At 67.2% G+C, this 21,178-nt stretch carries 23 protein-coding genes; 6 read left to right on the forward strand and 17 right to left on the reverse strand.

What is annotated here, in order from left to right; translation table 11 throughout:
- Positions 1-32 precede the first annotated feature (32 nt).
- The 6 genes from RWR81_RS04780 to RWR81_RS04805 all read right to left on the reverse strand — a co-directional run bounded on the left by RWR81_RS04780 (position 33) and on the right by RWR81_RS04805 (position 4,533).
- Entirely contained in the window at positions 33-965 is a 933-nt protein-coding gene (locus RWR81_RS04780; protein WP_314455202.1) for a dihydrodipicolinate synthase family protein, read from the reverse strand.
- A complete protein-coding gene (locus tag RWR81_RS04785) occupies positions 962-1,669 on the reverse strand; it encodes a phenylalanine--tRNA ligase beta subunit-related protein (RefSeq protein ID WP_314455204.1) in 708 nt (235 codons plus the stop codon). Before RWR81_RS04785 ends, RWR81_RS04780 begins: the two co-directional genes overlap by 4 nt.
- A 4-nt stretch (positions 1,670-1,673) precedes the next feature.
- A complete protein-coding gene (locus RWR81_RS04790; RefSeq protein WP_314455206.1) occupies positions 1,674-2,279 on the reverse strand; it encodes an XRE family transcriptional regulator in 606 nt (201 codons plus the stop codon).
- Between the two features lie 101 nt (positions 2,280-2,380).
- The gene (locus RWR81_RS04795; RefSeq protein WP_314455208.1) at positions 2,381-3,133 is read right to left on the reverse strand and encodes a hypothetical protein; all 753 of its coding nucleotides are present in this window, start codon (positions 3,131-3,133) and stop codon (positions 2,381-2,383) included.
- Positions 3,130-3,828: a SatD family protein gene (locus RWR81_RS04800; protein ID WP_314455211.1), complete on the reverse strand. Its 699-nt coding sequence runs from the start codon at positions 3,826-3,828 to the stop codon at positions 3,130-3,132. The genes RWR81_RS04795 and RWR81_RS04800 overlap by 4 nt, the downstream gene beginning before the upstream one ends.
- 57 nt (positions 3,829-3,885) lie before the next feature.
- Positions 3,886-4,533, reverse strand: a complete 648-nt coding sequence (locus tag RWR81_RS04805) for a thymidine kinase (RefSeq protein ID WP_314455214.1) — start codon at positions 4,531-4,533, stop codon at positions 3,886-3,888.
- Between the two features lie 137 nt (positions 4,534-4,670).
- Between RWR81_RS04805 and RWR81_RS04810 the strand changes: the two genes are divergently transcribed.
- A complete protein-coding gene (locus RWR81_RS04810; RefSeq protein WP_314455217.1) occupies positions 4,671-5,414 on the forward strand; it encodes a phosphatase PAP2 family protein in 744 nt (247 codons plus the stop codon).
- Here the strand turns inward: RWR81_RS04810 and RWR81_RS04815 are convergent.
- Both RWR81_RS04815 and RWR81_RS04820 read right to left on the reverse strand, forming a co-directional pair.
- Positions 5,379-7,070 carry a DNA polymerase Y family protein gene (locus RWR81_RS04815; protein WP_314455219.1) on the reverse strand — a complete coding sequence of 564 codons (1,692 nt, stop codon included), beginning with the start codon at positions 7,068-7,070 and terminating at the stop codon, positions 5,379-5,381. The two genes, RWR81_RS04810 and RWR81_RS04815, sit on opposite strands and share 36 nt — an antisense overlap.
- Positions 7,067-7,933, reverse strand: a complete 867-nt coding sequence (locus RWR81_RS04820; RefSeq protein ID WP_314455222.1) for a hypothetical protein — start codon at positions 7,931-7,933, stop codon at positions 7,067-7,069. The genes RWR81_RS04815 and RWR81_RS04820 overlap by 4 nt, the downstream gene beginning before the upstream one ends.
- Positions 7,934-8,169: 236 nt before the next feature.
- On the opposite strand from RWR81_RS04820, the gene RWR81_RS04825 reads away from it, so the two are divergent.
- Both RWR81_RS04825 and RWR81_RS04830 read left to right on the forward strand, forming a co-directional pair.
- A complete protein-coding gene (locus tag RWR81_RS04825; RefSeq protein WP_314455225.1) occupies positions 8,170-8,745 on the forward strand; it encodes a YbhB/YbcL family Raf kinase inhibitor-like protein in 576 nt (191 codons plus the stop codon).
- Positions 8,742-9,605, forward strand: coding sequence for an SDR family oxidoreductase (locus tag RWR81_RS04830; protein WP_314455227.1), 864 nt, complete (start codon positions 8,742-8,744; stop codon positions 9,603-9,605). Before RWR81_RS04825 ends, RWR81_RS04830 begins: the two co-directional genes overlap by 4 nt.
- A 24-nt stretch (positions 9,606-9,629) precedes the next feature.
- Here RWR81_RS04830 and RWR81_RS04835 read toward each other — a convergent pair whose 3' ends face one another.
- The gene (locus RWR81_RS04835; protein WP_314455229.1) at positions 9,630-10,088 is read right to left on the reverse strand and encodes a tRNA (cytidine(34)-2'-O)-methyltransferase; all 459 of its coding nucleotides are present in this window, start codon (positions 10,086-10,088) and stop codon (positions 9,630-9,632) included.
- A 67-nt stretch (positions 10,089-10,155) separates the two neighbouring features.
- Here RWR81_RS04835 and RWR81_RS04840 point away from each other — a divergent pair, with 67 nt between their 5' ends.
- Positions 10,156-10,809: a GNAT family protein gene (locus tag RWR81_RS04840; RefSeq protein ID WP_314455232.1), complete on the forward strand. Its 654-nt coding sequence runs from the start codon at positions 10,156-10,158 to the stop codon at positions 10,807-10,809.
- Between the two features lie 6 nt (positions 10,810-10,815).
- On the forward strand, positions 10,816-11,436 hold the full coding sequence (locus tag RWR81_RS04845; RefSeq protein ID WP_314455236.1) for a YbaK/EbsC family protein: 621 nt from the start codon (positions 10,816-10,818) through the stop codon (positions 11,434-11,436).
- 23 nt (positions 11,437-11,459) lie between these two features.
- Here RWR81_RS04845 and RWR81_RS04850 read toward each other — a convergent pair whose 3' ends face one another.
- The 6 genes from RWR81_RS04850 to RWR81_RS04875 all read right to left on the reverse strand — a co-directional run bounded on the left by RWR81_RS04850 (position 11,460) and on the right by RWR81_RS04875 (position 16,423).
- The gene (locus RWR81_RS04850; RefSeq protein ID WP_314455239.1) at positions 11,460-11,765 is read right to left on the reverse strand and encodes a transcriptional regulator; all 306 of its coding nucleotides are present in this window, start codon (positions 11,763-11,765) and stop codon (positions 11,460-11,462) included.
- Positions 11,758-12,222: a hypothetical protein gene (locus RWR81_RS04855; protein ID WP_314455242.1), complete on the reverse strand. Its 465-nt coding sequence runs from the start codon at positions 12,220-12,222 to the stop codon at positions 11,758-11,760. Before RWR81_RS04855 ends, RWR81_RS04850 begins: the two co-directional genes overlap by 8 nt.
- 94 nt (positions 12,223-12,316) lie before the next feature.
- Positions 12,317-13,768, reverse strand: coding sequence for an FAD-dependent oxidoreductase (locus tag RWR81_RS04860; protein ID WP_314455245.1), 1,452 nt, complete (start codon positions 13,766-13,768; stop codon positions 12,317-12,319).
- 208 nt (positions 13,769-13,976) lie between these two features.
- Complete coding sequence (locus RWR81_RS04865; RefSeq protein WP_314455248.1) at positions 13,977-14,555, reverse strand: WHG domain-containing protein; 579 nt, start codon at positions 14,553-14,555, stop codon at positions 13,977-13,979.
- 8 nt (positions 14,556-14,563) lie between these two features.
- The gene (locus RWR81_RS04870; protein ID WP_314455252.1) at positions 14,564-15,445 is read right to left on the reverse strand and encodes an alpha/beta hydrolase; all 882 of its coding nucleotides are present in this window, start codon (positions 15,443-15,445) and stop codon (positions 14,564-14,566) included.
- Between the two features lie 522 nt (positions 15,446-15,967).
- Entirely contained in the window at positions 15,968-16,423 is a 456-nt protein-coding gene (locus RWR81_RS04875; protein WP_314455254.1) for a MarR family transcriptional regulator, read from the reverse strand.
- Positions 16,424-16,428: 5 nt separating this feature from the next.
- Between RWR81_RS04875 and RWR81_RS04880 the strand changes: the two genes are divergently transcribed.
- Positions 16,429-17,280 (forward strand): alpha/beta hydrolase, encoded by an 852-nt coding sequence (locus RWR81_RS04880; RefSeq protein WP_314455257.1) that lies wholly within the window; start codon positions 16,429-16,431, stop codon positions 17,278-17,280.
- Between the two features lie 25 nt (positions 17,281-17,305).
- Here RWR81_RS04880 and acnA read toward each other — a convergent pair whose 3' ends face one another.
- Together acnA and RWR81_RS04890 are read right to left on the reverse strand one after the other, a co-directional pair.
- On the reverse strand, positions 17,306-19,981 hold the full coding sequence (gene acnA / locus RWR81_RS04885) for an aconitate hydratase AcnA (protein WP_314455260.1): 2,676 nt from the start codon (positions 19,979-19,981) through the stop codon (positions 17,306-17,308).
- 236 nt (positions 19,982-20,217) lie between these two features.
- Positions 20,218-21,177, reverse strand: coding sequence for a PQQ-binding-like beta-propeller repeat protein (locus tag RWR81_RS04890; protein WP_314455263.1), 960 nt, complete (start codon positions 21,175-21,177; stop codon positions 20,218-20,220).
- Between the last annotated feature and the right edge of the window lies 1 nt (position 21,178).

A 21,178-nucleotide genomic window follows, 5' to 3' on the forward strand; every position in this document is an offset into this window, starting at 1 on the left:
TCCGACTCGGTACGCCAGAATCCTCGCGACGCTCAGGCAAGACCGAGCTCGGTCGCCACGTCGATGACCCGCATGCGCTGAGAGTCGGTGAGGCCCTGGATCGGCAGCGGTAGGCAAGCGCGTGGAACGAGACCGAGGTGCTCGGCGATCGCCGCAGTCACGCGCAGGCTCCCACCGAGCTCGGCGAACAGGTCCCACAGAGGCGCGAGTCGCCGTGATTCGGCGACAGCCTCCCGGACCCGACCCGCCTGGGCGGCTCGAGTGATCGATAGCGCAGGAGCCGGGAGGGTTCCTCCAATCACCGAGTACCAGGCGTCGCAGCCGGCGTTCAGGCCAGTGGCCGCACACGCGTCGCCGGACACGCCGATCGTGACGTGCTCGGGAATCGCGGCCCGAATCGTCGCGACGTGCTCACGCGCTGCAGTCGGGTCGGCGGGGACGCCGGGGATCTTGATCGATGCGATGCCGGGCAGCTCGGCGATACGGGTGTACAGCTCCGCGGTGAACGTGAAGTGCGTGGTGCCGGGATTGTCGTAGACGATGACCGGGAGGTCGGTGTGCTCGATGACAGTGCGGAACAGTCTGAACACGTCATCGTCGGTGAGGGGCTGGTAAGTCATCGGGGCCAGCAGTACGCCGGCCGCACCCGCCTTCTCCGCGCTGTCGACATGGGCCAGGACGTGCGAGGTGCGCAGATCACCGACTCCGATGAACACCGGGGTTGATCCGGCGTACTCAACGGCGAGGCGGGCCACCCGGGCGCGCTCGGCCGGTGTGAGGTAGGCATAGGACCCGGTCGAACCGAGGGCGGTGATGGAGTCGACTCCGGCCGCAGTCAGCCTCTCGACGAGGCCTATGAAGGCGCACTCATCGACGACGTCGTCGCGAAGCGGCGTGAGAGGAAAGGCACTCAGCCCAACAAGATGGATCGGGGTAGGACCGCCTTCCTGGTGCGATTGCCTCATGGCGCACCAATCACTCGTTGGAAGACGCTCACGTCGGAGCCGAGGGCACTGAGCGCCTGAGCGAGGGCGTCAGCAGCAGCACTCAGCTCGGTATCGGTGACCGGGGCGAGAGCATCGAGGATGAAGAACGCCGTCCGGGTGGCGTCACTCAGGCCGGTGCGGCGGGCTTGCCGCCAGTTCCACCTCCGGCACGTCACTCCTGCATTGTCGCACCACACGACCTCTCCGGGATCGGGGTGCTCGACGACGCTCTCACCGTTCGCGGTGGTGTCGAACTGTTCTCGGCCGGTGGCGCGGGTCAGGCGCGCAGGCCCTGTGTACAGGGCGAAGTCCTCGCCACCAAGCGGGATCTGGTGCAGCACCGAGAGCGCGTTGTAGATGTCGGTGAGTGCATTGACCCGGGGCAGCCCCTTGCCTGCACGGCGCGTCAGGGCCTCGAGGCTGTTGCGAGTGCGCTGCGGCTTGGCCCCGAATGCCCGGTAGGCTTCACGCCAGGCTGCGATGTGCGGCAGCTGATCGACCGCCGACTCGGCGAGCAGGACTTGAGCATGGTCCTGGGCGGCCCGGATGAGGTCATCTGCGACATCGGATCCCAGGTTCGGTGAAAGACCATCAACAACAAGTAACTGCACGCGATAGTCGGGACGCAGCTCGAGTACAGCAGGCTCGATGGCACAGGCGTCAAGGAACTCGTTCGGGCTCATGGGGTCAATCATTCAAGGTCTCCGTTCTGGGCACGGCTCCAACCCCCGGCTCGAAGACCGTGAGTGAGAACCGTACGGATTCCTGGTTCGGGTTGTCATAAGAGTGGTTGACATCGCCGTGGAACGTCAGAGCGTCTCCGACATGGAGCTCGTAGACATCATCGGCGACTGTGACGAGGATCGATCCGGTCTGGACGTGCAGCAATTCGCAAGTACCAGCAGCATGAGCCTCGCTCGCATGACGTTCTCCTGGATTGAGGGTCCAGTCCCACAGCTCAACGACATCGGGCGGCTGCGTGCCGGCGACGAGGACACCGGATCCTCCGTGGTCGCCGCTCCACAAACGAGTCCCTTCACCGCGACGCACGAGCTTGGCCGCGCGTGACATCGGGGGCTCGACGAGCGCTGGAAGCCCGATACCGAGTGCGTCCGAGAGCCGCAGCAGCGTGCCGATGCTCGGATTGACCGCGCCCTGCTCAACCTTCACGAGCATTCGCCGGCTCACCCCGGCGACCTCTGCGAGATGGTCGAGAGTCCAGCGGCGACTGCTGCGCTCTTGCTTGATCCGCACACCGATCTCGTGGGCTAGCAACTCAGCACTCACTTCCATATAATGCACTATAGTGCACCATATGGGCACTGTCTAGCCTCTCTTTCGAAGACCTCCGAGCGGAGCCCGAGCACCGATACCCCGATTCCCCGCCCTCCCGCTCAGGAGACGTGAATGACGATGACGCCCAGGACGGCCAGGACCCAGGAGGCGAAGGAGCCGATCAGGAACTCCTCGGCTTTCTGCCCCGCCTCATCCTTACTGACCTCCGGGAATCGGATAACGCCCTTGGCGGCAACGATTGCGGCAACAGCAGCGGGAGCCTCGACAGAGGCGAGCAGGAGGATGAGAATGCGCTCAAGCGGGCCGATCCAGTGACCGCCACGCATCGGCGCCTCCGAGCTGCTCGGTCGTTCATCCACCTGTGGGGACTGGCGAGCAGCAGCAAGAATGTCGGAGACGATTCGATTGGCCGGAGCGGCCAGGAAGATGACGATTCCGACGGCTGCGCTCATCTTGGCGGCCCGAGACCCAAGCGGCTGACACACAACGACGCAGAGTGCCACAGCGAGGAGCAGTAGGCCCGCGCGGGCAAGGCGTGCGAGCCGCATCGCCCAACCCTCACCGTTTTCGGAGCCGCACCGCCCCACCTGCTCCCACTGGCGGGACCTCGACAACTTTTCCCACCACGTCCGCGGAACAAGGCCGCAGCACAACCATGCGATGGTCACCAGGACGACGACGACAACACCCTCGGCACCAAGATGAAGGATGGGCCAGCCCACCAGGACGCCAAGAACAGAAACAACCGGTACTCCCACCAGCAGCCTCGCCCTCACGGGCGCCCGGGACGCCCAATCGAAGCTGTCAACCGCGGAGGCGGCAGCAAGCAGAAGAACGAGCAAGGCCGTCATTCTCCCTCACCCCTCCCGCTCAACCCATCGAGAATTCTTTGAACCTCCAGCAAGGAGGATCCGACACCGCGAGCGAAATCAGATACGGCCTGCTGACTCACCTTCTCCTGACGGGCGACCCCCACCTGAGTCTCCCCCATGAGGAGCCCGGCCATCATGCGCCGCTGACGCGGTTGAAAGCGGAATACTGTCTGGTCGCGCAGAAGCAGCACCGAATTGACGAAACCCTCGCGCTCACGATCCGCTCCCTGGGAGCCACGTGCTGCGTCCGGATGGATGCGCAGCCAAGTGCGAACGAACGACCTCCCCTCATCCTGGAGATGATGCGCTCTCTCGATCGCCTCACGCGCAGCCCACCATGCCGAGCCGTCCTGGACCAGACGCCCTACCGCACCATGAGAGCCTCCGACCACTCCACCATCGACCTCGGAGATCGCTCCGGCGCCGATACCGAAGCGCAGGCCCAATCCTTCGGGCAGGAGGAGGTGCGTGCGCAAGGTGAGAGCGAGAGCGTCGGTGAGGGTAGCCGAGACTGCTTGCAGCTCGTCGCCGACCGTGGCGTACGGATGCTGTGTCAGCGCCAGGTCTTCAGCGGCACGGTCCAGAGTTTCGTAGATGACGTGCTGAGCGCGCCTGCGATCGGGAAGCTCGCGTGAGCGGATGATGTCTGCGATGAGCGCGTAGGAGACAGTCACAGTTTCACGATAATGCTTGTAATGCCTCGATTACAAGGAAGATCTCGGAGCCTCGGCTCACTGCCCGAGAAGCCTCCCACCGGCAGCGAGGTAGCACTTTCCGCACAATGACTCGTAGGTGACATCCCCGGAGTCGATGGCCACCTGATCGCCGTCGAAGACGAAGGTCTCCCCCACCTTGCGGGCGTTGAAGATGGCCTTGCGCCCGCAGCGGCAGATGGTTTTCAGCTCCTCCAGAGAGTGGGCGATCTCCAACAGCCTCCGAGAGCCGGGAAAGCTGACAGTGCGGAAATCGGTGCGGATCCCGTAGGCCAGAACGGGAACGTCGTCGACCAGCACGATCTCCATGAGCTGGTCCACCTGAAGGGGCGTGAGGAACTGAGCCTCGTCGATGAGCACGCAGTCGAGAACCTCTCGCAGGGACGCCGCCTCCTGCCGAGCACCGTCCTCGTCCGAGACGGCTTGCGCCCCAGCCAGGGCCTGCTGGTGAACCAGGGCGCGCAGGTCGTCGTCGGCATCGGTCAGGAGATCAACGCGACGCGACACCCCGAGCCGGGAGACCACGAGGTCCTCCCCCTTGGTGTCGACCGCGGCCTTGATGAGCAGGACGCGCTGGCCTCGCTCCTCGTAGTTGTAGGCGGTCTGAAGCAGCCCGGTGGACTTACCGGAGTTCATGGCGCCATAGCGGAAGTAGAGCTTGGCCACGCGGGTCCTCCTGGCCTGGGTGTGGACTCTCGGGCCGGATGCTACTCGCCAGAGGCCTTCAACGCGGGTAACGCCGCTCAGTCAGTCCATGGCCCTCTCATAGCCCTACTCTGACTCCCGCGGATAGCCTCGCCCTCATGCTCTCACTCGATCACCTGCCTGACACCTGGCGCACCAGACGCGCCGGCACGCTGGCCGTGACCGCTGTCATCACGCTGTCAATCTTCTCCTGGCTGGCTATGACCACAAGCACCGAAACGGGATTGGCGCCCCATGACCAGGATGTCACCACCTGGGTCGCGGACGGACGCCACCCGGCTCTGACCATTGTCATGCAGGTGTTCACCGCGCTGGGCTCCACCATGGGGCTGACGATCCTGACCGCGATCTGCACCATCCTCCTCTTCATGCGGGAACACCACCTGCACGCCCTGGTCCTGACCCTGACAATGGTCGGCTCCAGCCTGCTGACGGTGGGGCTCAAGGAGATCTTCGGGCGCACACGCCCCTCGACCGATACCCTCCTGGGCTCCCCCGCCCTGACGACGTCCTTCCCCTCGGGACACTCCTTCAACACGGCAGTCTTCACGGGTCTGCTGGCAGGAATGGCCCTCCTGTCCACTTCAGCCGTGCTGTACCGGACCCTGGCGATCATGGCGGCGGCAGGAACAACCCTCCTGGTGGGGGCCTCACGCGTCTACCTGGGCTACCACTGGATGACCGACGTCCTGGCCGGCTGGTCCCTGGGCCTGGCCTGGCTGTGCCTGGTAGCTCTGGCACTTCTCTGGCTTCAGGGGCGACGGCGCCCGGACCGGGCTCCCGCGCTTGCATCAGCAGATACACCGTCAGGAGTACACGGCGTCGAGCCACCACCGACCTGAGCGCACCAGCAGACGGGGCGGCCCGACGTCGGTGACCACCTGGAGGTAGGCGCGGCGCGAGGCCCCCTGTGGGGTCCACCAGCCCTCGTCGACCGGCCAGGGCCCGGCCCACAGGAGCACGGCCTCCATCCGGTGCGCATCATTGACAACACCCTCAACAAGGCCGCTCACGCCGTCACCGAGACTCAGGAAGCCGGGGACGCCGTCGAGCTGACCGTGGACGTCCACACCGAGCTCACGCCCCCGAGCATCGGTGAGTCGCACGGGAACCGGCCGAGGCAGAACGATGGAGGGCGAGGGCTCGGGCAGGGCTCCGCTCCAGGACGCCGAGCCGTCATCGGCGGGCTCACCCACGCATCCCTCCTCCCCCCAGGGAACCATTCGCACCCGCGAGCGCGGGTCGCGCCCGGAAACGATCCTGGGAACCTGGACGGCGCCGACCCCGATGAGGGACTCCACGCGTTCGGCGGCGCGACGGGCGAGCCCTTCGGCCTGCTGACCAGGCGCCGCCCACAGCCCTGCCTGTACGGCTGTGGCCGGGCTCAGCTCGAGGGCCGTGAGGTTCAGGCGAGTCAGTCCGGAGGAGGGCGGACGCCCGGAGAGCCACCCCTCGAGCTGCCAGCGCACGCGGTCGGCGAGCTCCGCGACGGTAGGGATGGTCCCCAGCATCCAGGTGCGGGTCAGCTCGGCGCCGTCGGCGCAGTGGGCCTCGACGCTGAGGCGTCCGACGACGAGCCCTTCGTTCAGGACGCGGGCCGCCAGTGCCTCGGCGAGGTGTCGGGCGGCGAAGGCGGCGGTGTCTGCGCGCTCCACGGGCGGGTCGAGGACGGAGGCGACGGTGATGTCCTGGGCGGGCCGGGCCGTAGCGGGGGCCTCGTGGCAGGTGCCGGCCGCCAGGCGGTGAAGTCTCTCTCCCAGGGGGCCGAAGCGGGCGGTGACATCTTTGCGAGGCAGGGACGCCAGGTCCGCCAGGGTGCGCAGGCCGAGTCGGGTGAGGGTCTCCAGCAGGGGGCGGGCGTCGTTTCGTAGGCGTCTGAGGGGCAGGCAGGCCAGAAGCGCGCCTAGGGGCCAGGGGGAGAGGAAGTCGGGGGTCCGCCCTGGTTCGACGATGATTCCCTGACGGGCGGCCAGGACGGCTCCAGACAGGGAGTCGGCGATGCCGACCTGGCACTCGACGTCGGCCTCCTGGGCGATAGCCTCGACGAGGGCTGCGGCGAGGGGCTCTTCTCCACCGGCCCACCTGGCGGGTCCTCCGGCTGCGGACAGGGCCAGTCCGGGGCGGGCCACGACGGGGTCCGCCAGGAGGGAGGTCAGGGCCTCCATGACGGTTTCGAAGGCTCGGGCCTCGCGCTCCTCCTGGGGAGGCAGGGCGGTGAGCCCGGGGCAGATGGATCGGGCGGCGCGCAGTCGCATTCCGGTGGTGATACCGGCGCTGCGGGCGGGGGCGGAGGCGGCGAGGACTCCGCGGGCGCCGACGACGGCGACAGGGGCTGTGGCCGGGTCGGGCAGGTGAAGGTCGCTCCGGCGTGTGCAGGGGTGGCGGCGCTGTTGGCGTGTCTCCAGGGTGAGGGCGACGACGGGCCAGTCGGGGACCCAGATGGCCACGAGCCGGGAGGCGGGCGGACCCGGCGGCGAGGTCGGTTGCGGCAGGCTCATCCGACCGCCTCCTGGGGTCCGGGGGACGGCTCGGTTGCGTCGTGGGAGCAGGTCCGCAGACCCTCGGCGGACAGGGAGAGCGCGAGGCCCCCGGCGTCGGTGAGCCTCGGGCGCTGAGGGTCGGTCAGCGTCCAGGCGAGGCCTCGCAGGTATCCGGCCGGCATCTCCACGGCCTGCACGGCGACACTTGAGCCCCTTTGCCCGATGGGGACGACGACGCCGTCGTAGCCCGTCGGGGGCTGCACCGGGTCTGTGCCCTCGGCTCCAGTGTCGGGGGTCAGGGGCCCGGCCCGGAGGGTGCGGGCTCCTTCCCAGGGGGCGGGGGTCAGGATGAGGCGGCCACGCTCGCGCGCCCGGGCCAGCAGGCGCCTGCGGTGTTGAGGCCGCAGGCGCTCGGCGCTAGGGGTGTCGATGAGAAGGGCGTCAACGCCGTCGAGCAGGGTGGAGGCGGTGGAGGCGACGGTCGGAACGGAGACGTCGTCGAGGACTGACGCTGGAACGCTCAGGACCCGCTTGAGGTCGAGGCCCACCTCGGTGGCTGCGCACCAGCCCAGATCCTCTCCCCCGATGACGCCGCACCAGCCGGCACCGCCCTGCCGCAGGGCGAGGGCGGCCAGCAGGAGGGTAGTGGATCCCTGCAGACTGAGCACGCCCGAGTCCTGTGAGACCGTGAGCGCCATGAGGGAGGCGGTCGACGACGAACCGGCTGACGTAGCGGCTGACAAGGAGGAGACGGCGCGTTGCACCTCCAGGGCTGCCGAGTCACGCAGCCCGGTGCGCTCCTCGGCCAGCTTCAAGGCAAGACGGGCCCGGTCGAGACGGGCCTGGGCGCCTGCCGGCGCACGCAGGACCGCGGCTCTCATGACACCTCCTTCCTCGTCGAACACATGTTCGACGAATAGAGCTCAGAATAGCGCTTCGGTGTGACATTGATCGAGGTTGCCAGTAACAAATAGCCTCGAAACAGTGACAAACTCCTTTGAGCACATCCTCAGGAAATGCACAGGGACGGGGTCATTGAGGGGCGTCTACAGTGGTGGTGGCCGCGCCCTCAGCGGCAGGTCACCGCCCCGTCCACAACCTGCCTGGAGGTACACCTATGACAGTCGACCTCACTCGCCCGCGCCCGACGGCCCCCACCGGCCTCCTACCCATGGCCCCCTCCTTCACTCTGACCTCTGCGGACCTGACCGATGAGGGACGGATCCCGGATGTCTTCACCGCCGTCCACGACAACATCTCCCCGGCTCTGAGCTGGTCGGGGTTCCCCGAGCAGACGCAGTCCTTCGTCGTGTCCTGCTTCGACCCGGACGCTCCGACCATGTCGGGGTGGTGGCACTGGACCATCGTGGACCTGGACGCCTCGGTCACCTCGCTGGAACGGGGCGCGGGGGCCAGCGATCTTCAGCTCGACGGCGCCGCCTTCCACCTGGCCGGGGACTCGGGCGACCACGCCTGGTTCGGCCCCTACCCGCCCGCGGGCGACGGCGACCACCGCTACGTCTTCACCGTCTCCGCCCTGGACGTGGACACACTGGGCCTGTCCGAAGATGCCAGCCCCGCCATGGCAGCCTTCCGCCTGGCTCCGCACTGCATCGCTCGAGCCACGCTCACCGCCACCTACTCCGTGCCCGGCGAGCCCGGGGCCGCCGCCTTCCTCAGGGACGGCAAGTGAGCCCGCAGATCGCCCAGGTCGACGCCTCGGTCTCCAAGTCGGGCCGACGTCGTCGACAGGGGGAATCCGCGCCCTTCACCCCCGCACAAGGTTTCACGCGCGCAGGTTTCGGCCGCCACCAGCGCCGCCCCATCGCTCTGATCACCGGAGCGACCTCCGGGATCGGTCTGGCCGTGACCAGGGACCTGGCCCGGGACCACAACCTCATCCTGCTGGCCCGTTCCACCAAGGACCTTGAGGAGCTGGCGCTGGCCTTGGAGGAGGAGTCCCAGACCGCGGTTCTCATCTGCCCGGTCGACCTGACCGACGACTCGGCTCTGGCCAGGATGATCAGCCGGATCGATATCGAGAGCCTCGACGTGCTGGTGCACAGCGCGGGGATGGAGGCACCCGGCGCGGTCGACAAGATCACGCCCACGCGCTGGCGCGCAGTACTCGACCTCAACCTGGTGGCTGCCGCATACCTGACCAGTCTGCTACTGCCCGCGCTGCGGGAGGCGCGCGGACTGACGGTGTTCATCAACTCCGGCGCCGGAGTGAACCCCCACTCGGGCAACGCCCTTTACTCCGCCTCCAAGGCGGGACTGAGATCCTTGGCCGACACGCTGCGCCAGGAGGAGGCGGGCAAGGTACGAGTCACCTCGATCTACCCGGGACGGGTGGACACCCCCATGCAGGAGCGGATGCAGGCCTTCAAGGCAGCGCGTCTGCGCACCGAGGGGATCATGGCCACTCCCACCTACCGGGCTGCGGACCATATGGCGCCGCAGTCGGTGGCCGCGGCCGTGCGCCTGGCCGTGGACACCCCGCTGGACGCGGTCGTGGAGGACCTGGCAATCCGGCCCGCCGGCATGCTCTGAGGCGGCGGGGTCTGCGACAGGGCCTCAGGCCCCACCGGCAAAGCCCAGGGACCGCCAGGCCTCGTACAGGCCGATGGCGGCGGAGTTGGCGAGGTTGAGGGAGCGGTTGCCCTCCACCATGGGAATACGCAGGTGGGCACTCACCCGCGGGTGGTCGAGGATCTCCTGAGGCAGACCGGTGGGCTCAGGGCCGAACAGGAGGGCATCATCACCGCGCCAGTCGACCTGGGTGTAGAGGCACTCGGTGCGGGAGGTGAAGGCAAAGATGCGCCCGGGAACCTGGTCCAGGCACTCCCGCCAGGTGGCGTGAACACGCGTGTTGGCCAGCTCGTGGTAGTCCAGGCCGGCGCGACGCAGCTTGGCGTCGTCCATGTCGAACAGAGGGTCCACGAGGTGGAGCATGGAGCCGGTGTTGGCGCTCAGACGAATCGCCGCCCCGGTGTTACCGGGGATGCGCGGGGAGAAGAAGATGACGTGCAGCACGGGGACAATGAGACCACATGCCGAGGCATCTCAGCGGCGACTGTGCCGCGGCTGCCATGATCGGGGCATGAGCCCCGCCCTGTCACATGCCCCTTCGCCCGTCCTGACCTGCGGCGTGCTGGCCGGCGATGTCGTGCGCCTGGAGCCGCTGACACTCGAGCACGTGCCGGGGCTGCAGCAGGCCGCCGAGGATGCCTCGACGACGCCCTTCGCCACAGTGCCGACGCCTGGCGAGGTCAAGGACTACGTGACTCGCAGTCTGGCCCGTCGGGACACGGGCAACTACGCACCGTTCGCCCAGGTCGAGGTCGACACCGGCCGCGTCGTCGGGCACACCGCGTACCTGACGCCGCGGTGGATGCCGGACGGGCGGCTCTTCGCCGTCGAGGTCGGATCCTCCTGGCTCTCCCCCGCTGTCCGCGGCACCGCCGTCAACCCGGCCGCCAAACTCCTGCTGCTCACGCAGGCCTTTGAGGAGTGGGGCGTGGACCGTGTGGACATCAAGACCGATGCGCGCAATGAGGTGGCTCGCGGCGCGATCGCAGCGCTGGGCGCGACCTTCGAGGGGGTCCTGCACGCCTGGCAGCCCTCCCTGGCACTCGGCGAGGAGGGGAGCACGCGCGACACAGCCATGTTCGCCATCACCCCGGAGCAGTGGCCCGGGGTCAGGACCCGTCTGGTGGAGCGCATCGAGAGGCGCTCGACGTCGTCGAAAGGATGAGAAGGAATGACTGAGCTGCGTGATCCGGCTGAGGTCTTCGCTGCGGAGATCGGCTGGCAGCCGGCCCTGGAGCGCACCGATCTTCTCGCCGCGCCCGTGGCTGCGGCGCTGCGGGCGCTGGAGGGCTCCTCCCCCGATGGTGCGCGCTTGACCCACCAGGCGCAGGTAGTCCCGATCGATCCGCAGTACTCCGACACCGATGTCCTCAACGCGCGCTACTCCCTGTGCCCTGAGGCGACTGGGAACTGCGTGCTCGTAGCCGGCAAGCGCACGGGCGAGGAGCGCATCGCCGCCTGCGTCGTGCGCGCCACCGATTTCGCCGACGTCAACCACGTCGTCAAGAGGCGCATTGACGTGCGCAAGGCTTCATTCCTGCCGGTGGAACGGGCCGTGGAGCTGAGCTTGATGGAGTACGGCGGGATCACACCGGTCGGCCTGCCCGAGGACTGGCGACTCTTCATCGACGGCGCCGTGGCGGAGCGGGCCACGGTGCTCATCGGCTCGGGCTTGCGCCACTCCAAGCTCCTGGTGCCCGGATCGCTGCTGGCAGCGCTGCCGGGTGCGGAGGTCGTCACCGGCCTGGGCCTGCGGCCGCAGGGGCGTCCCGACGCAACGGCGGACCGGTAGCCGCCCTGGGCCCGGGCCCCGCCTCAGGCCTCCGCAGGCAGCATCCTGCGCAGGGCCCGGACATGTGACTCGAAGGCGTGGCGCCCCTGCGGACTGAGGGAGAGCCAGACCGTGCGCCGGCCACCCTCCCTGCTCGCCGAGCCCGTGCGCGTCGAGACGGCGTAGCCCGCGTCGAGGAGAATGCGAACCTGTTTGGACAGGTGCGCGTCCGTGATCTCCAGGGCGTCACGCAGGGTCGCGAAGGCCATGGAGTCCACGGGGGCGAGCAGACTGCAGATCCTCAGACGCAGGGGGGCGTGGATGAGTTCGTCGAAAACCGGTTCATCCACGACCGGCCGCCCTCGCACAGGCTCGGAAGACGCTCGTCGCGCCCCAGGCCCCCACGGCCCAGGCCAGCAGAATGGGCACGACCGTCAGCCACCGGTGGCCGGTGGACACCAGCATGAGCCCGACGCTGAACAAGACGAGGGCGCTGACCACTGTAGCCCCTATCATCAGCCAGCCCGAGACCCCGATCTGGCGAAACCTGACGCCGACCTCCTTTTGGACGAGATGGCTGATGACGAGCAGGGCCGCTATGGACAGGAGGTACCCTCCGTTCGGCCTGTAGGAGACGCCGGGGTTGGAGGTCGCCGCGTCGGCGACGAACCAGGCGACCGCCGCCCCGGCCGCCCACATCAGTCCCCGGGGCGCCTGAAGCCGTTTCTCCAGGGTGGCGCGGTCCCGGTCCAACGCATCAATGCGCTCGCGGATGTCGGTCGTATCTACTTCATCATGAGTTGCCATAACGGCAAGTGTTCCATTGACATGCCAACTTGGCAAGTGACCTGACGGGACGACCGATGCGTCGGACTGAGGGCCGCGCCTGCGGGAACATCCCTCAGCCCAGGGAGTCCAGGACGATATTGAGTCCCTCGCTCATGGTGGGGTGGGTGATGACGGCGTCGCGCACCTGCTGCCACGTCAGGCCACCCAGCATCGCCATCTGGATGCTGGTGACGACCTCGCTGGCCTCGGCGCCGATGATGGCGGCGCCCAGGATGAGGTCGGTGCGGGCGTCGACGACGATCTTGAGGAAGCCCTCGGTGCGGCCCAGGGTCTTGGCGCGCGGGACGGCCGCCGTGGGCGTCTTGGCGACGCGTACCTCGTAGCCGGCATGGCGGGCCTCGGCCTCGGTCAGGCCCACGTGCCCGAGCTCGGGCGTGGTGAAGACGGCCCACGGGATGAGGCGCCCGGCGGTGGAGGCCTCCTTACCGGCGAAGAGGTCGCGCAGGACACGGAAGTCGTTCCAGGAGGCGTGGGTGAACTGGGGCGTCCCGGCCACGTCACCGGCGGCGTACACGTTCTCGGCGGTGGTGCGCAGGTGGTCGTCGACGCGCACGAAGCCGCGCTCGGTCAGCTCCACCCCCGCGACCTCCAGGCCGAGGCCAGCGGTGACGGGGGTGCGCCCCAGGGCGACGAGCAGGTGGGAGCCGGTCGCCTCGCGCCCGTCGGCGGTGGTGACGACGACGCCCCGCCCGTCGGCCGCAGCGCTGACTCTCGAGGCGCGCGCACCGGTCAGGACCGTGACACCCAGGGACTCCAGGCCGGCGGCCACCTCGGCGGCGACATCCTCGTCCTCGCGATCCAGAATGTGCTGACCGGCGTGGACGATGGTGACCGGGACACCGAGGAGCCCCATGAGGGAGGCCATCTCGACGCCGATGACGCCGCCGCCCAGGACCACGAGCCCAGTGGGCAGCTCGGGCAGGGTGAGCAGGTCCTCGCTGGTCCAGTAACGCACGTCGGCCAGGCCATCGATCCGGGGGACCGACGGCGTGGTGCCGGTGTTGATGAGGACCTTGGCGCCGCGTACCCGCCGCAGGCCGCCGTCGTTCAGGGTGATCTCAACGATGCGCTCCCCCACGAAGTGGGCGGTGCCCTTGACGAAGTCCATCCCGGAGGCGGGGAACATCTTCTCGTGGGCCGCCACCATGCCGCCCACGACGGCTTCCTTGCGGGCGCGGAAGGAGGCCAGGTTGATGCGGGCCTGGGTCAGGGCGTCGGTGCCGCCGTCCTGCTCGGGCAGGGTGACGCCATAGGCACCTGAGCCCTGGACCTCATGGAGGACCCGTGCGGCGGAGATGAGGGTCTTGGTGGGGATGCAGGCGACGTTGATGCAGGTGCCGCCCACCTTGTCACGCTCCACCATGACGACCTTGTCGCCGGCCTTGGCGCGCAGCATGGCCAGGGACTTGCCGGCCTTCCCCCCTCCGACGACGAGCAGGTCGACATCCTCGACCGGGACGTCTGCCTGGCTGGTCGAGTCGCTGTTGACAGTGGACTGGGACATGGGTGCGCATCTCCTTCGGCGGTTGCCGGTCGGTACGGACGGAACGCCAGGGCAACGGGGAGCGAGGGGGCTCTATTCCAAGGTGGCTGCAGAGTCCTTAGCAGATCACCGCCTACGCCTGGGGAAGCTCACGCAGCCGTCACCCTTCCCAGTAGGGTCATTGAGGTGACTTATCCTTTCATCCCCACTGATACGTGGCACCATCCTCCTATCCGCCCAGAGCAACCAGGGCCGCATCCAGGGAGTCGACAAGGGTGGCGAAACTCACGTCAATGGATGCGTCCATGGCAAAGCCCCCGTGGACCTCAATATCAACGAAGCCGTGGAGTGACGCTCGAGTCATTCGCACAGCATCGACGATTCGCTCGTCGGGGATGCAGTAGCCGGCCAGCGCCGCAGTGACGACGTCAACCGTGCGTCGGGCTGCGGATGAACGTATCGGGCTCAGGCTCCCATCTGATGTCCCCACGGGGACCTGGGTCATCGGATAGAGCCCGGGGTGCTCGTGGGCGAAGCCACGGTAGGCCTCAGCAAGGGCACTCAGGGCGTCACGTCCGGCCAGCCCCATGACGGAGGCCGCCAGGCGGTCGGCGAGCTCTTCCACCGCCCGCACGGAGACTCCCCGGACCAGATCGTCCATGCCTGCAACGTGCTTGTACAGGCTCGGCGGCGCGACTCCGAGATCGGCGGCCAGACGACTCAGGGACAGTGCCTCAAGACCATGCTCGTCAACGATCTGCGCCGCCCGCCCCACCACACGCTCGACACTCAGTCCTGCTCTGGGCATCTCTCTCCTCAACCTCTCCCCCGCCGGCCTCGACCCGGCGTGCCTGCGACGATACGCCGAGCGAAGTCGACCACACGCGGCCCGACGACGTCGGAGCACTCCAGCATCGGGGCGTGCCCTGCGTCGGGAACCATCATGACCTCTCCCGACCCTTCACCAACGGCACGAGCCGCCCAGGAGGCCTCGACCATGGGGTCCTTCCAGTCGGGGTCCTTCTGTCCCATGACCACGAGGGCGGGACAGTCCACCTTGTCCAGCCAGGGGGTGACGACGCGGTGGTCGGTGCGAGTCGTGGTCCAGAAGGCGCGCCAGCGCCCCGGGCGGCGCAGCAGGTCCCCCAGGCGCGTGGCTCGCTGCCGAGCGTCGGGCAGTCCCGGCCACAACCTGGCCGAGTAGCTGTTCCACACAGCAGGACCCCAGGGGCGCATCAGCGCGATCCCATGCATGGTGCGCTGCACGAGAGTCTTGACTCGACTCTGCGGCCCACGCAGAAAGGGGCAGACAAGGACGAGCCCTCGCACCAGGTCGGGGCGGCGCCCGGCTGCGATCACCGCAGCAGCCCCGGACATGGAAGCTCCTACGACGACGGCGGAGCCGGTGTCGAGAGCCTCGATCAGGGCAATGAGGTCGGATGCTGTGGCCTCGTCACCATAGGCGGTGAAGGTTGCCGAGCTGTCCCCATGACCGCGCAGGTCCGCAGTGACAACGCGGAAGCCCGCCTCGTTCAGGGACTGCGCCAGCGGTGCGTAGACGTCCCGCACATCCCCCATGGCCGGTGAGCAGACGACGAGCGGCCAACTCTCTGCAGCCGATCCAGCACCTACACCGACAGGCTCATGCACCTCGTAGGCGATGGTGCCGCCCGGCACCCCAAGTTGGCTAATAGTCATAGCCATAAAGTTACTGACACTCACGTCCGAGGGCAAGCAGACTCCTTGCACAGCCGTTCAAGATCAAGAACGGTGCACTCGAGACCTCATCGACACTGCACGAGCACCCTTCTCAACACACCAACCACACCTGGAGGTCACCAAGTTGACCAATTGGCAAGAGACAACTGCGACAATTGCCGCAGGTCTGAGCCTGCAGCCGGTCGAGTGCCTCAACGATGACGACGATAAAACGGTCGTCGACCGCCCCTGATCATGCCCACGAAGAACCTGGTTCCATAGCCGACGAGGAAGTCGGGGTACATCTTGAAATACACCACGAAGCAGTCCGAGAAAGAGTGGCGTGACCTCGTGGCCGCGATAAGGAATCCCATGAGCGACACCTGAGACTTCCTGAGTTACTCGCCTCTCACGACAACCCCGACCAACTTACAGCTCGAAGGACCCCTATGTTCGACGACTCTAGGTGGTCGCATTTTCAGCACCGGCAGCACAAACCTGCCTTGAAGGGCGCAGAATATGTCACACAGACACTGCAGAGGAGTAGACCACCCGCAAGAGATAACAAAGCTGATCATATTCCGCATCAGAGAGGCCGCGAAAAAATTTCGCCCGAGACGGAGCTAGCATAATCTGGACAGTGTCGAGCAGATCAGCCCCCTCAACACTCAATCTGATCTGTTTCACGCGACGATCCTCCAGCGCAGGCGCCACGTCAACGAGACCTCGATCAGTTAGAGAAGCTACAACAGGGACGATGTTGCGAGGATCACTTCCAACGTGGATCGCAAGATCTCGCTGTCGAACCGTCGCCCCGTCAGCAAGAGTTGCAAGAATCGCGAACTCAGCCTGAGTGAGCCCAACATCTCGCAGCAAAGACCCCCACTCCTTCTCAACCATACCCCCCAATCGCGAGATCAGGAACCCGGCCCCTTCACGAAAACTGACAAGCGACGAACGGCTCGATGTGGTAGACATGTTTCATGTCTACCACGATCAGCACTCACGACGTCACCCTCGACGACCGCACCTTCCGTATCCTTCGCGCTGGAGACCCTTGCGCGCCCACTATAATTTTTCTTCACGGGTGGCCGCAGGACAGCACGGCCTGGAAGGAGATCCTTCTCCTGGCCGCTCACGAGTACCAGTGCATCGCCGTGGACCTACCTGGTATCGGCGGCTCAAAGACGACCGGCCCCTGCGGTAGCAAGATCTTGCTGGCGCACCAGATCCACGATCTCATCGCGCACCTAGGTCTGAAGAATGTCACTATGGTCGGGCACGACGTCGGGGGCATGATTACCTTCTCCTACCTAAGAGAGTTCGGCTCCCTGAACAGTGCCGTCATCATGAACACGGTGATCCCTGGCGTCGCACCCTGGGACGATGTCATTAGGATTCCTTGGCTGTGGCATTTCGCATTTCATTCCATCCCAGACCTGCCGGAACAGGTCACCGCGAATCACCTGCCTGCGTACTTCGACTACTTTTACGATGCAACGAGCGCGGTCCCGAGCAGCATCAGCAAGGCCTCGCGCAGCCAGTTCGTCTCCTCCTACCAGTCCCCTGACTCCTTGCGCCAGGGATTCGAGTTCTACCGGGCACTTTGGAAGGACGCCCAGGAGAACGCGGCATCGAGCGATGCGATCAGCATCCCGCTACTTTACTTGCGAGGCGACCAGGAGAACGGGGACATCAACGCCTACGTTGCTGGTTTCAAGCAAGCAGGGATGACCAACATCCAAAGCGCCCTCGTACCCGGGGCAGGACATTTCACCCCACAGGAGAATCCCGCAGATACCTGGAGCGCCATCCGACGCTTCCTCCGCGGGTAGAGGCTGGGAACGCGACGCGCGTCTCTTACTTACTCCGAGTGAGGCTGCGCAGCACGTACTGCAGAATGCCGCCGTGGCGGAAGTAGTCGGCCTCTCCGGGGGTATCGATGCGCACGACGGCGTCGAAGGAGATGACCGAGCCGTCGGTCTTCTCGGCCCTGACGGCGACGGTGCGCGGGGTGGCGCCCTCGTTGAGCGCCACCAGGCCCGTGATGGAGAAGGTCTCGGTGCCGTCCAGGCCGAGCGACTCGGCGCTCTGCCCGGCCGGGAACTGGAGGGGCACCACACCCATGCCGATGAGGTTGGAGCGGTGGATGCGCTCGAAGGACTCGGCGATGACGGCCTTGACGCCCAGCAGGGCCGTGCCCTTGGCGGCCCAGTCGCGTGAGGAGCCCGAGCCGTACTCCTTGCCGCCCAGGACCACCAGCGGGATGCCGGCGGCCTGGTAGGCCTGGGAGGCGTCGAAGATCGACTCCTGCTCACCGGTGAGGAGGTTGCGGGTGTAGCCGCCCTCGACGCCGTCGAGCAGCCTGTTGCGCAGGCGGATGTTGGCGAAGGTGCCGCGGATCATGACCTCGTGGTTGCCGCGGCGCGATCCGTAGGAGTTGAAGTCCGCGCGGGCCACGCCGTGCTCGGCCAGGTAGCGGCCGGCCGGGGAGTCGGCCTTGATGGCGCCGGCCGGGGAGATGTGGTCGGTGGTCACTGAGTCTCCCAGCAGGGCGAGCACCCGGGCACTCTCGATGTCGGTGACCGGGGTGAGCTCCATGGTCAGGCCCTCGAAGAAGGGGGCCTTGCGCACGTAGGTGGACTCCTCGTCCCAGGCGAAGGTGTCCCCCTCGGGGGTGTCCAGGCCCTGCCAGCGCTCGTCACCGGCGAAGACGTCGGCGTAGTCGCGCGTGTACATCTCGCGGTCGATGGTGGCGTCGATGACGGCCTGGACCTCGGTGGGGTCGGGCCAGATGTCGGACAGGAAGACGTCGCGGCCCTCTGGGTCCTGGCCCAGCGGCTCGGTGGCGAAGTCGATGTCCATGGTCCCGGCCAGGGCATAGGCGATGACCAGCGGCGGGGAGGCCAGGTAGTTCATCTTGACGTCGGGGTTGATGCGCCCCTCGAAGTTGCGGTTGCCCGAGAGCACCGAGACCACGGCGAGGTCGGCGTCGTTGACCGCCTGGGAGACCTCGGCCGGCAGGGGCCCGGAGTTTCCGATGCAGGTGGCGCAGCCGTAGCCGACGACGTTGAAGCCCAGCTCGTTGAGGGCGGGCCACAGCCCGGCCTTCTCGTAGTAGTCGGTGACGACCTGGCTGCCCGGCGCGGTGGAGGTCTTCACCCAGGGCTTGGAGCGCAGGCCCCGGGCCACGGCGTTGCGGGCCAGTAGCCCGGCGGCCATCATCACCGAGGGGTTGGAGGTGTTGGTGCACGAGGTGATCGAGGCGATGGCGACGTGCCCGTGGTCCAGCTCGGTGACGGTGCCGTCGGCCAGGGTCACCGACGTCGGCTTGGAGGGCTGGGAGGCGTAGGTGGGCAGGACCTCCTGGAAGGACTCCTTGGCCCCCGACAGGACGATGCGGTCCTGGGGACGCTTGGGGCCGGCGATCGAGGGCACCACGGTGGACAGGTCCAGCTCGAGGTACTCGGAGTAGACGGGCTCACGGGCTGGGTCGTGCCACATGCCCTGGGCCTTGGTGTAGGCCTCCACGAGGCGCACGCGCTCCTCGGAGCGACCGGTCAGGCGCAGGTAGTCCAGGGTGACCTCGTCGATCGGGAAGATCGCGGCGGTGGAGCCGAACTCGGGGCTCATATTGCCGATGGTGGCGCGGTTGGCCAGCGGCACCTCGGCGACGCCCTCTCCGTAGAACTCGACGAACTTGCCCACCACGCCGTGGGCGCGCAGCATCTCGGTGATGGTCAGTACCACGTCAGTGGCGGTGGCGCCGGCGGGGATGGCTCCGGAGAGCTTGAATCCCACGACCTTGGGGATGAGCATGGAGACGGGCTGCCCCAGCATGGCGGCCTCGGCCTCGATGCCGCCCACGCCCCAGCCCAGGACGCCCAGGCCGTTGACCATGGTGGTGTGGGAGTCGGTGCCCACGCAGGTGTCGGGGTAGGCCCGGGTGACGCCGTCGGCCTCGTGGGTGAAGACGATGCGGGCCAGGTACTCGATGTTGACCTGGTGGACGATACCGGTGCCCGGGGGGACGACGCGGAAGTTGGACAGCGCCCCCTGTCCCCAGCGCAGGAACTGGTAGCGCTCGGCGTTGCGCTCGTACTCGCGCTCCTTGTTGCGCTCCAGGGAGCCGGGCAGGCCGAAGGAGTCGATCTGGACGGAGTGGTCGATGACCATCTCAGCGGGGTTGAGGGGGTTGATGACCTCGGGGTTCCCGCCCAGGTCGGCGACGGCCTCACGCATGGTGGCCAGGTCGACGATGCAGGGCACGCCCGTGAAGTCCTGCATGACGACGCGGGCCGGGGTGAACTGGATCTCCGTGTCGGGCTCGGCAGCGGGGTCCCAGGCGGCCAGGGCCCGCACGTGGTCGGCGGTGATGTTGGCGCCGTCCTCGGTGCGCAGCAGGTTCTCAGCCAGGACCTTGAGGCTGTAGGGCAGGCGCTCCAGTCCGGGGACGGCGTCGAGGCGGTGGATCTCGTAGCCGCGGCCGTCCACGTCGAGGGTGGAGCGGGAGTGGAAGGTGTCGAGGCTCGTCAACGTCTTTCCTGTTCTGCACAAGGGGACGGGCCGCCGTGCGCCCGCGGGGGTGCGGAAGCCGGCCTTGCCCGATCGGGCCGCGACACACGCTAGACGACGCTCCGTCATCCCGCGTCAACATGCCGCAGGGTCTGAAGGATCCCCGGCAGGACGCCGATAGCAATGCCGGGTCCGCCGCGGGGCGGAGCCGATTAACGTGCGGTCACCGGCACCTATCGTCGGTCGGGGCTCCGTGCTCACGCAGGGCCGGGCTGCCAGTACGACAGGTACAGCGCGTCGGAATCATCCAGTTCCATGACCCAGAAGGAGGACCCCCGCTCCCCCAAGGCGGAGTCAATAGCCACAACCGCACCCGGACGGGCCTCCAACGGAACCGACCACAACTCCTCACCCGAGGTGGACCACTCCCGGTACCTCGACCTATCCAGAAGATCTCTCACATTCTCTCCCTCTGACGGAGCGAAGGCGCGAACCGCGATCCCCTCCCCGTCGTCGTCAACAACCACCCGCACCCTCCTGCCGACCTCGGTGTCGACGACGATGAAGACCCCGTCCCGCATCCTGGGAGGCAGAAGACTCACCGGCATCAGGTGGTGCTCGCCGCTGTCCAGGTCGTAGCAACCCGACCCGAAGGACACCGAGTTGTCAACCGTGCCACCGTTGAGCTCCAGCGGCGCATACGGCACATGCTTGATCGTGTTGCGCCACCTCTCCGAGCAGCCGTGGGACTCCAGGCAGACGAGCTCATCCATACCGTCATCGGTGGGCACGATGGTCACGACGACGCCTTCACCGGCCACCAGGTTGACCGCCCGGGACACCGCCTCGGGCACTCTCCTCACCTCACCGGTCCCCAGATCCACAGCACCCGCATTGGTCCACACCAACCCACACGACACACCCCCGGCCACCAACTCACGCGACACGCCCCCGGCCACCAACCCCTGAGGGGCCTCCAGCACCACCGACCAACGCACCCGCCCATCAGCACGCTCAAGCGCACACACCCCCGACCCCGCCTGAACCACCACACAGTCCCCATCCTCATGCACCAACCTAGGCATCTCCGCATAATCCTGGCGGGACGAACCGGGCCTTTCAGGGCCGTCGTAGTCGAGGTAGTCCCCCCACAAGGAGTGGAAGAACCGCAGCCCCGTATCCGTCCGCCAGCTCGCCGCAGTCGCCGCCTCCCACAAA

The sequence above is a fragment of the uncultured Actinomyces sp. genome, assembly GCF_963526355.1.
Lineage (GTDB): Bacteria > Actinomycetota > Actinomycetes > Actinomycetales > Actinomycetaceae > Actinomyces.

Coding starts and splice junctions, on each gene's coding strand:
- RWR81_RS04780 (WP_314455202.1), bottom strand. CDS start 965: ATGAGGCAATCGCACCAGGAAGGCGGTCCTACCCCGATCCATCTTGTT.
- RWR81_RS04785 (WP_314455204.1), bottom strand. CDS start 1,669: ATGAGCCCGAACGAGTTCCTTGACGCCTGTGCCATCGAGCCTGCTGTA.
- RWR81_RS04790 (WP_314455206.1), bottom strand. CDS start 2,279: ATGGAAGTGAGTGCTGAGTTGCTAGCCCACGAGATCGGTGTGCGGATC.
- RWR81_RS04795 (WP_314455208.1), bottom strand. CDS start 3,133: ATGACGGCCTTGCTCGTTCTTCTGCTTGCTGCCGCCTCCGCGGTTGAC.
- RWR81_RS04810 (WP_314455217.1), top strand. CDS start 4,671: ATGCTCTCACTCGATCACCTGCCTGACACCTGGCGCACCAGACGCGCC.
- RWR81_RS04815 (WP_314455219.1), bottom strand. CDS start 7,070: ATGAGCCTGCCGCAACCGACCTCGCCGCCGGGTCCGCCCGCCTCCCGG.
- RWR81_RS04820 (WP_314455222.1), bottom strand. CDS start 7,933: ATGAGAGCCGCGGTCCTGCGTGCGCCGGCAGGCGCCCAGGCCCGTCTC.
- RWR81_RS04825 (WP_314455225.1), top strand. CDS start 8,170: ATGACAGTCGACCTCACTCGCCCGCGCCCGACGGCCCCCACCGGCCTC.
- RWR81_RS04840 (WP_314455232.1), top strand. CDS start 10,156: ATGAGCCCCGCCCTGTCACATGCCCCTTCGCCCGTCCTGACCTGCGGC.
- RWR81_RS04845 (WP_314455236.1), top strand. CDS start 10,816: ATGACTGAGCTGCGTGATCCGGCTGAGGTCTTCGCTGCGGAGATCGGC.
- RWR81_RS04855 (WP_314455242.1), bottom strand. CDS start 12,222: ATGGCAACTCATGATGAAGTAGATACGACCGACATCCGCGAGCGCATT.
- RWR81_RS04860 (WP_314455245.1), bottom strand. CDS start 13,768: ATGTCCCAGTCCACTGTCAACAGCGACTCGACCAGCCAGGCAGACGTC.
- RWR81_RS04865 (WP_314455248.1), bottom strand. CDS start 14,555: ATGCCCAGAGCAGGACTGAGTGTCGAGCGTGTGGTGGGGCGGGCGGCG.
- RWR81_RS04870 (WP_314455252.1), bottom strand. CDS start 15,445: ATGACTATTAGCCAACTTGGGGTGCCGGGCGGCACCATCGCCTACGAG.
- RWR81_RS04875 (WP_314455254.1), bottom strand. CDS start 16,423: ATGTCTACCACATCGAGCCGTTCGTCGCTTGTCAGTTTTCGTGAAGGG.
- RWR81_RS04880 (WP_314455257.1), top strand. CDS start 16,429: ATGTCTACCACGATCAGCACTCACGACGTCACCCTCGACGACCGCACC.